This is a genomic window from Rhodococcus sp. O3 (assembly GCF_048897285.1).
Taxonomy (GTDB): Bacteria; Actinomycetota; Actinomycetes; order Mycobacteriales; family Mycobacteriaceae; genus Rhodococcus.
In genome coordinates this window covers 1-6,452 of record NZ_JBMBTE010000188.1, presented here as the reverse complement: position 1 = coordinate 6,452, position 6,452 = coordinate 1, and the positions used below count along the sequence as shown (strand labels likewise).

8 protein-coding genes are annotated in these 6,452 nt (G+C 70.2%); 6 read left to right on the top strand and 2 right to left on the bottom strand.

Going from position 1 to position 6,452, the window contains the following annotated elements; translation table 11 throughout:
• The coding region (locus ACN675_RS26940; protein WP_420753733.1) for a phospho-sugar mutase at nt 1–1,465 on the top strand (1,465 nt) is incomplete at its 5' end.
• 10 nt (nt 1,466–1,475) lie between these two features.
• Here the strand turns inward: ACN675_RS26940 and ACN675_RS26935 are convergent.
• Nucleotides 1,476–2,189 carry an MspA family porin gene (locus tag ACN675_RS26935; protein ID WP_420753734.1) on the bottom strand — a complete coding sequence of 238 codons (714 nt, stop codon included), beginning with the start codon at nt 2,187–2,189 and terminating at the stop codon, nt 1,476–1,478.
• Nucleotides 2,190–2,405: 216 nt separating this feature from the next.
• Nucleotides 2,406–3,029, bottom strand: coding sequence for a uracil phosphoribosyltransferase (gene upp / locus ACN675_RS26930; protein WP_420753732.1), 624 nt, complete (start codon nt 3,027–3,029; stop codon nt 2,406–2,408).
• Between the two features lie 90 nt (nt 3,030–3,119).
• Between upp and ACN675_RS26925 the strand changes: the two genes are divergently transcribed.
• The 5 genes from ACN675_RS26925 to ACN675_RS26905 are packed head-to-tail and all read left to right on the top strand — an operon-like array spanning nt 3,120 to nt 6,415.
• Nucleotides 3,120–3,470, top strand: a complete 351-nt coding sequence (locus tag ACN675_RS26925) for a type VII secretion target (RefSeq protein ID WP_420753731.1) — start codon at nt 3,120–3,122, stop codon at nt 3,468–3,470.
• Nucleotides 3,467–4,462: a C40 family peptidase gene (locus ACN675_RS26920; RefSeq protein ID WP_420753730.1), complete on the top strand. Its 996-nt coding sequence runs from the start codon at nt 3,467–3,469 to the stop codon at nt 4,460–4,462. The genes ACN675_RS26925 and ACN675_RS26920 overlap by 4 nt, the downstream gene beginning before the upstream one ends.
• A 38-nt stretch (nt 4,463–4,500) precedes the next feature.
• Entirely contained in the window at nt 4,501–4,821 is a 321-nt protein-coding gene (locus ACN675_RS26915; RefSeq protein ID WP_420753729.1) for a hypothetical protein, read from the top strand.
• The gene (locus ACN675_RS26910; protein WP_420753728.1) at nt 4,818–5,117 is read left to right on the top strand and encodes a YbaB/EbfC family nucleoid-associated protein; all 300 of its coding nucleotides are present in this window, start codon (nt 4,818–4,820) and stop codon (nt 5,115–5,117) included. Before ACN675_RS26915 ends, ACN675_RS26910 begins: the two co-directional genes overlap by 4 nt.
• A 59-nt stretch (nt 5,118–5,176) precedes the next feature.
• Nucleotides 5,177–6,415 (top strand): primosomal protein, encoded by a 1,239-nt coding sequence (locus ACN675_RS26905; protein ID WP_420753727.1) that lies wholly within the window; start codon nt 5,177–5,179, stop codon nt 6,413–6,415.
• Nucleotides 6,416–6,452 lie beyond the last annotated feature (37 nt).

The window sequence follows — 6,452 nt, the reverse complement described above, 5'->3', positions numbered from 1 at the left end:
GAGCCTGCGCTTCGGGACCGCGGGATTGCGGGGACCGGTCGGCGATGGCCCGGACTGCATGAACGTGCCGGTCGTCGAGCGCACGACCGCCGGGCTCGCGGCGTGGCTCGAGGCTCAGGGTCACGGCGGCGGCACCGTCGTCGTCGGCCGCGACGCCCGCACGGGATCCGCCGAATTCTTCGCCGCGGCAACGGAGGTGCTCGCCGCGGCAGGATTCGACGTGGTCGCCCTCCCCCGCCCGCTGCCGACGCCGGTCACCGCGTACGCGGTGCGCGCGCTCGGTGCCGTCGCCGGGGTGCAGATCACCGCGTCGCACAATCCGGCCGCCGACAACGGCTACAAGGTGTACGTCACCGGCGGTGCCCAGCTCGTCTCCCCCGCGGACCGCGAGATCGAAGCGGCGATCGACGCGGTCGGCGGTGTGGTGCCTCGTACGCCCGTGAAACCCTCGGGCGGCGACCTCGTCGACAGATACCTCGCGCGGGTCGCGACACTGCCGCGGTCGCCGCACCGGAACGTGCGGATCGCGCTCACCGCACTGCACGGCGTCGGCGGCGAGACCGCGGTCGCGGCGTTGCGGCAGGCCGGGTTCACCGACGTGCACGTCGTCGCATCCCAGTTCGCGCCGGACCCGGCGTTCCCCACCGTGGCGTTCCCGAACCCCGAGGAGCCCGGTGCCACGGATGCGCTGCTGACGCTCGCCGAGGAAGTCGGCGCGGATGTCGCACTTGCGCTCGATCCGGACGCCGACCGCTGCGCGGTGGGGGTGCCGGCGGCCGGCGGCTGGCGGATGCTGCGCGGCGACGAGACCGGTGTGCTGCTCGGCGATCACATCCTCGCGGGAGCGCGCCCGGGATCGCTGGTGGCGACCACGATCGTGTCGTCCACGCTGCTCGGGGAGGTCGCCGCCGCACGCGGCGCCCGCTTCGCGCAGACCCTCACCGGCTTCAAGTGGCTGGCCCGTGCCGGCGAGGGTCTGGTCTACGCGTACGAGGAGGCGATCGGTCACTGCGTCGACCCGGACGCGGTGCGCGACAAGGACGGCATCGCGACGGCGGTCGTCGTCGCGGACTACGTGGGGGAGCTGAAGACGCGCGGTCGCACGCTGCTCGACGCGCTGGACGATCTGTACGACGAGTTCGGCGTGCACCTGACCGGTCAGGTTTCGATCCGGGTCGCCGACCTCACGCGGATCGACCGGCTCATGGCCTCACTGCGGGCCACGCCGCCGGACGAACTCGCGGGCGAGGCGGTCACCGTGACCGATCTCGCCCGGGCGGAGACACGACTGCGGACCGACGCGCTCGTGTTCGAGGGCACGTCGGTCCGCGTCGTCGTCCGGCCGTCCGGCACCGAACCGAAACTCAAGTGCTACCTGCAGGCGGTCGCGGCGGACGGAAACCACGGCAGCGCCGCCAGAAAACTGGCGGCGCTGCGCGTGTGGGCTTCCGGGATGGCCGATTGAGCCGGGGTCGTCAGACCCGCTGCGGCACACCGTAGGTGACGACGGTGTCACCCTTCGAGGTGATCGCCTTCGCGTACGGACGGACGGTGACCGGGCCGATCGCCCCGGACACGGAACCGTGCACACCGGCGATGCGAACGGTGACCGCGCTGCCGTCGAACGTCAGACCCTCGACGATCGGCACCTCGGTGATGCCGCCGGGTTCGAGCTCGATCTCGAACTCGTTCTCGGGAATGATCCGTCCTCCGAGTTCGGCGCTGGTGCCCAGGCCCAAGCCCAGGCCGAGAGCCGCACCGCCATCGGAGTCCACTCCGAGATCGATGCCGAAGTTGGCGCTGTTGCCGACCCCCCAGTCGAGGCTGGGTGTGAACAGGTGCACGATCGCGCCGGGCAGCGCGACCGGATAGCCGATCTGATAGCCGAGGGTGAGCTTGGTGGCCTGGAACGCGTCGGCTCCCGGACCGGTGATCCGGACGGCGGCGACACCGTCGCTGAAGAACTCGACGCTCAACGGTGAGCTGTCGAGAGGCGGGACGGACTGGATCGACGTGTCCGCCTGCAGGACTTCGATCGTGGCGCCGCCGTCGAGCGGCATCGACCGGGCGTTGTCGACCGCGGCTCCTGCGGCGCCCGGGTTGACCATCGCCACGAATGCGGCCGCAGCCACCCCCAGTGCTGCCGCCCGGAATCGCCGGCGGGATTTCGTTACCGAATTGCGGACCATCGCGTTTCCCCATTTCACGAACAGATGACAGTGAAGCGATCGTGATGCACGCCTCAGAGTAATGAGCCGCAAGCGATTTCGTGAGGAAGATCGTGAAGAGTTGGTAACGGATCAGCGCCCGATCCGCGTCTCAACAGCCTCATGTACACCATAGGCACCAAAACGGACATCGATGTCACGATTCGGCTGCGTGCTTCGAAGAGTCTGGGATGGCAGTTATCGCGGCCCGAATTGACGGTCGCCCGCGTCGCCGAGGCCCGGAACGATGTACTTGTTCTCGTTCAGGCCTTCGTCGATCGTGGCGGTCACCAACCGCACCGGATGCCCGCACGCCGCGAGCGCCTCAACACCCTGCGGCGCCGCCACCACGCACACCGCGGTGATGTCGGTCGCGCCGCGGGACACCAGCAGTTCGATCGTGTGCACCATCGACCCACCGGTCGCCAGCATCGGATCCAGCACGAACACCGGCAGCCCGGACAGATCCTCGGGGAGGGACTCGAGGTAGGGCACCGGTTCGAACGTCTTCTCGTCACGCGCCAGCCCCACGAAACCGACCTGCGCCTGCGGGATCAGCGCGTGCGCCTGATCGACCATACCCAGGCCGGCCCGCAGAACCGGGACCAGCAGCGGCGGCTGCATCAGCCGCACCCCCGTGGTCGTCGTGATCGGCGTGCGCACCTCGAACTGCTCGACCGGCGCGTCCCGGACCGCCTCGTACACGAGCATCTGGGTGAGTTGGCTCAGTGCATGCCGGAAGGCGGCATTGTCGCTGCGCTCATCGCGCAGGATCGCGAGGAGAGAGGCAGCGAGCGGATGGTCGACGACGAGCGGATCCATGCCCGAAGGATAGAACGGTGGAACCGGCCGCCGACCGAATGCGTCGAACCCGTCGAGAGGGATTCGATCCGAGATCGGGGGGCGTGAGGCGTGAGAGGCGAGTTTCGGCAGGACGGTGTGCAGGTACGCCCGGAGACCATCGCGACGTTCGGCGGTACGGCGGGAGACCTGGCCGAACGAATGCGCGGTGCAGTCGACGAGATCCGGGGCGCTGCCCCCGAACAACTGGACGCCGGACTCGGCCCGATCGGAACGGGATTCGTCGCGGCGCTGGTCACGGCGCATCGCGCGCACGAAGAGCACGTGTCCCGCCTCGTGACCGCCCTCGACGGCATGTCCGTGGTCGCCGCCGCGACCGCGGCGGGCTACGAGAACCGTCAGGCCGAGTGGTCCACGGGTCTGCAGTCCGCGGGCATGCCCGAGACGGGAGCGCGACGATGACCATCGGGACCGATCTGCTCGCGGCTCCGCTGGCGGATCTGCTCACCGCATTCGGCTCCGGCACCGCACCCGCGATCGATCCGGCAGCGGCGTTGCGGGCCGGGACCGCGATCGCGGAGGACGTGCACGCCGTCGGCCGCGCCGCGCTCACCGAACTGGTGTGGGACTGGACCGGTACCGCAGCGGACACCGCGGTCCGCAGCGCCGAGCAGGTACTTGCCGACACCCTGGCCGCCGCCGACCGCGGCATGGAGATCGCCGCGATCGCGGTGGACGGCACCGCGACGGTCCTCGGTGGCGCCCTCGAGATCGCCCGCATCGTCGAGTCGTTCGGTTCCGTCGCCCGCAGCCTCGAACCCGCGCTCGCGCTGCCCCAGGGTCAGCTGATGATGCTCGCCGCCGCACTCGAGCATCTCTCGGCAGGCCTCGACGTACTCGCCCGGGTCACGTCCGAACTGGCACAGCACACCGACCGGCTCACAGCCCTGCTGCCGGAGACGCCGGCCCACCCGGGAGCGGGACCTTCGGAAACCGATCCCGGTTCCGGCGACACCCGCGCGCTCTACGACGACAGGGGCGCTGGGCCGGTCTCCGCGTCGGACTGCGCGGTGCGCCTGCCCGACGGCAGCGTCGCCACCGCACCCAACCCCACGGCCGCAGCGGCGGTGCGTCATGCGCTGTCCCAGCAGGGCACCCCGTACGTGTGGGGCGGCACCACCCCGGGACAGGGACTCGACTGCAGCGGGCTGACCCAGTGGGCCTACGGCCAGGCCGGTGTCGAGCTTCCCCGGCTGGCCCAGCAGCAGGACATCGGGATACCGGTCGCTCCGGACTCGGTCCTGCCCGGCGACCTGGCCGTCTGGGACGGGCACGTCGCGATGGTGATCGGCAACGGCCTGATGGTGGAAGCGGGCGATCCCGTCGGCGTCACCCCGATCCGCACAGGCAACAGCGGCATGGCCTTCGAAGGGTTCTACCGTCCCACCGGATGAGAGGGAACCGGCCCGCGACCGGGTGCGTCCAACCGGATATGAACATCACGACAGCAACCGCCGCCAATGCGGCGGGCACCGTCTCGGTGCGCACGACCGACCAGGGGGTGCCGGTCGAGCTGCACATCGATCCCCGCGAACTGCGCCACGGGGCCGGGCACCTGGCCGGGCAGATTCTCGCGCTCAGCCGCCGCGCGACCCTCGAAGCCGCGGCGCTGCGCCGCAGCGAGCTCGCCTCCCAGGGCATGCCGGACGCCCTGCTGGACCGGATGGGTCTGCCCACCCGGGACGAGGTGGCGCGCGTCCAGCAGGCCGACGACGAGCAGCGGCAACCCACGTCCTGGCTGAGGTCGGTGTGAGCGGGCACCGCGTCGACGAGATCGTCGAACGGGCTCGGGAAAGGCTGGGCATGCTCGAGGACGTGATGGCCGGACTCGGCGAGGTGACGGCGGAAGCGACGAGCGCGGACGGCCGGGTGTGGGTACGCGTCGACGGCGGCGGCGGCATGATCGCGCTGCATCTGGCGGAGTCGGCGTGCCGGCTCGAGGCCGCCGAATTGTCCGCGGCGATCCTCGCGACCGCGCACGAGGCGGCGCGGATCGCAGCCGGGAAACGCGACCGTCTGCTGTCGGATCTTCGCGAGTCGTTCCGGTGAGAACGGTCTCGTCGACTCCCGGCTATGTCTTCGGGCGCGAGGTGGCTAGGCTTCCCGCCATGGCTGGAGACATCGTCCCGATCGAGCTCGGTCTCACCGACGACAACCTCGTCACCCTGTGGGTGCCCCGGTGGCGCGAGGACGGCGAGGAATGGCAGGCGTTCCTCGGCCGCGGGGACGATCTGTACGGGTTCCCCGGTGTCGCCGAACTGGTCGCGTTCGTCCGCTCCGACAACGACAACGATCTGGTCGAGCATCCCACCTGGCCGGTCGTCGCGAAGCTCGCGGCCGTCGAATTCGAGCCCGACGACGCCTACCGGTTCGACATCGTCGGGGTGCCCGAACTCGTCGCCGAGGACGTCGACCCGGAGATCGTCGCCCAGCTCCAGGACACCTTCGACGTCGTCCGCAGCCTGGGCGAGGTGTGCGATCTCGAGGCGGTGACGAAGTTCGTCGACCGGCCCGAGATCGCGACACTGCTGCAGCACGGCGCGAGCGCGTTCGACGGTGCCGACGGCGACGACCTGTGGAACCAGGTCGGCACCGCGGTCGCCGAGGACTGGGACGACGTCATCGACGCGATCGACGCGGTCGTCACGACCCCCGATGTCGACGCCGCGATCGTCGCGGAGATCGAGTCCGAGCTCGTCGCCGCGGAGGAGAACGTCGTCGAGGCCGACGACACCGTCGAGGGCGAGGACGACGACGAATACGAGTTCGTGGACGAAGACGAGGACGAGGATCTCGGCGACGATTTCTGGGGCGAGGTCGGGATCGACCCGATCAAGATCATCACGAGCGACGGCACGTGGTTCACACTGCGGTGCTACCTGGACGACGACGCGCTCTTCCTCGGCAACGACGGCCTGATCTCGGTATTCGGTTCCGAGCGTGCGCTCGCCCGCTACCTGGCCGACCGTCACGACCACGATCTCGCGACGGTGAGCACCTACGACGAGATCCGCCTCGCAGCGACCGACGGTTCGCTCGAGATCGAGGTGAGCGACGACAACGTGTACGTGCTCACCGGCATCGCCGACGACATCGCGCAGGGCGTCGACGCGGTGGACCCGGACCAGCTGGAACTCGCGGTCGAGTTGTTCACCGATGCCGCGAACTACGCCCGCGACGACTCCACCGACGCCGCGCTCGCCGGTTCCACCGAGCTGGGCTGGTTCGTCAACTACGTGCTCGAGCCCGATACGAGCCGGCTGGCCCCGAGCGCGCCGTTCGACGCCGAGGTCGCGGCGTGGCGCGGACTCGAGCGCGAGTTCGAGGCACGGCTCCGCAAGCACTAGGCGGCTCCGCCGCCGGTGTGCCTTTGTGGCGGCTCCC